General features: G+C 56.7%; 2 protein-coding genes. Both read right to left on the bottom strand.

What is annotated here, in order from left to right; all coding sequences use genetic code 11:
• On the bottom strand, nucleotides 1-1,383 hold a 1,383-nt coding region (locus ACETWG_10630), incomplete at its 3' end, for a TolB family protein (protein MFB0517039.1).
• Nucleotides 1,384-1,412: 29 nt separating this feature from the next.
• On the bottom strand, nucleotides 1,413-2,463 hold a 1,051-nt coding region (locus tag ACETWG_10625; protein ID MFB0517038.1), incomplete at its 5' end, for a T9SS type A sorting domain-containing protein.

Genomic DNA, 2,463 nt, shown 5'->3' with positions numbered 1-2,463 from the left:
ACTGTATGTCAGCGAGTGAATATAATCTCCATCCTCTAAGGTCCTGAGTGTCGTGATTCCCCCCGTTGCCAAATCAATCAGCCTGATGCTGGAGGTTCCATCGGTCACCGTCAGGTAGGCAATGGCCTGACCATCATTTACTATTATCGGTGCGGTCACCCGTTCGCCGTGGGTCAGGCGTTCTTTCTTGCGGCGATCCACGTCATAGGCGAATAGGTCCAGCCATCGGGCCCCGGTTTTTCCAGGCTTGCTGCGGCCAGCATAATAGAGCGTCTGTCCATCAGCTGACCAGCAGGGGGCCGATTCTACTATATCAGCGATGCGCTTCGACCTGCCGGTCTCAAAATCGTAAATATATAAGTCGGTCTGGCCGAAAAAGTCGGATCTTTGATCAGATAGAAAGGCGAACTTGCGTTCGGTAGGGTGCCAGACCGGGTGGATGTTAGTGGATCCTTTGGCGACGAGGATCTCACCGCTGACCTCATGGCGGCTGACGTTAACCATGGCACGGTCGTAGTGTTCCTCCAGCTCCGCCTTCCATTCCTGATAGAGCCGGGGTCCCGGCACGCCTGTTACATGCTCCATCGCCCGGCTTACCGAGATAGTCAGTGGCGCCGCCATGATTCGTGAAATAGCCTCCACCACCTCCAGGCCAAACCGGTCCACCAGGAATCTGATGAAGGCAAAGCCGTGGTTGTAGACGCTCTCGTTCCCGGTGCCCCGTTTTCCGAAGCTGTTCATAGCGGTAAAACTGAGCAGATTACCATTGAGGACCCGGTCTCGCAGAATCATATCCCGGTGGGTGTCCCAGTAGTCGTAGTTGGCACCCGGGTACATGATCTGAGCCACACCCTCAGCGAACCAGGGGGGAATATTGACGCCCGGGTAGGGGTAGGATACCAACACATTGGGATAGCCGTAGAGTACATCCTCCCGCTTCTCCTCTTCGTATCCGAGAGCCTGAAAGTACAGACCGGGTACCCGGGAGCTGAACTTCATGGCCGTGGCCATCTGGATGATGTGAACAAACTCGTGGGTGATGACGTCCTGCATCCAGCGGTGGCTTCCCCGCAGGTCAAAATCCATCGGCCGCGCCCAGATTTCGATCTTGTTATCGTAGTAATAAGCGATCCCATTAGAGACGTCGTCGACGTCTTTAATGATAATCTGGGTCCTGGTCGGGGGCTCGTAATTATAGATCCGGGTAACCGGACCGTAAATCTTTTCCGCGACGGTGGCCGCTTCCCGGGCCGAACGCTCCGTCCCATGGTGAAAATGAATCAGGAAATGTTCGGTCTCAAAGGACTGCCATTCCAGCTCGGGATGGTTGTACCACTCCTCCTGGCCCCAGGCTAGTGCTACCAGCGCCCCCAGAATAAACACCAGACGCCAGCACCCTCGTCGACCACCCCTCACCGGACTATCGCAATCTTGATCAAGGCCGAAACCTTATCAGCCCCTGCTACCTCCACCACGGCGTAATACAGACCCGATGGATTGTCCCCCACCTCCCAAACCCACTCGTTGTAACCGTTGGTAGCCAGATTCGAAAGCTGCTTTTTAACTACCAGTAGGCCGTCAATGGTATAAATGTGGATGGTAGCCAGTGAAGCGCTTCCGGTGTAGAAGCGAATGGTTGTATGCCCTTCGGTCACCGGGTTGGGATAGTTGTACACCCGGGCCTTGTCCAGTACAGTGGGCTGCGGTACCAGATGGGTGCCATCATTGAGTGAGTATCGGCTTTGGGAGTGGCGGCCCTCCAGCGTGACCCATTGGGGATTCAGATGGCTCGGCTCAAACCAGTGGATGCGATCGCCGTTAGCCAGGCCGACCTTGCCATCGGCGGTGTGGAAGAGAAACAGCTCGTCCGGTTGGGCGTGGAGACCCAGACGTTTGAGCAGCTGCCCTTCCGGACTATAGACGGCAATATCCCCGCGCTCCGCCACTACCAGCTCCGGGCGGATGTCATCCCTAAGGTTAGCCATCAGAACCGGGCTCTGGAAGTTGGCCACGACCGGGAACCCGTCCAGGGGAGTCCCATCGGCGTCGGTCACCATCATTTTCTTATCCGATGTAGCCCACCCGATATAACTATGAAACACGATCCCGGCAATCTCATCCCGGCCATCCCCATCCACATCCCCCAGGGAGAAATAGCCGCCATGGGGCCAGGGGACACAGGTATCCGGAAGAACCACCTCATCTTCTAACGGCCCCTGGATCACCGGCACCCGGCTGGCAGTGTCGAGCATGAATCCCCAGCTGGAGGTCAGCGGTGAAGGCGGAATATAGCTCAAATGAGTAGTATCAGGCGAAGCCGGCAGGGGAGTGGTACTGGTAATCAGCCACAGCCGACCATCGTCGTAATAGGCCCCTTCGAACATTGCCGCATCCTCCAGATCAAGGTAAAGGCTGCCACCGGTGCGGAAACGTCGGGCCCGGTATCCGGTCTCAAGCTGATCG

The sequence above is a fragment of the Candidatus Neomarinimicrobiota bacterium genome (assembly GCA_041862535.1).
Classification (GTDB): Bacteria; Fidelibacterota; Marinisomatia; order SCGC-AAA003-L08; family TS1B11.
This window is presented reverse-complemented; position numbering and strand designations above follow the sequence as displayed.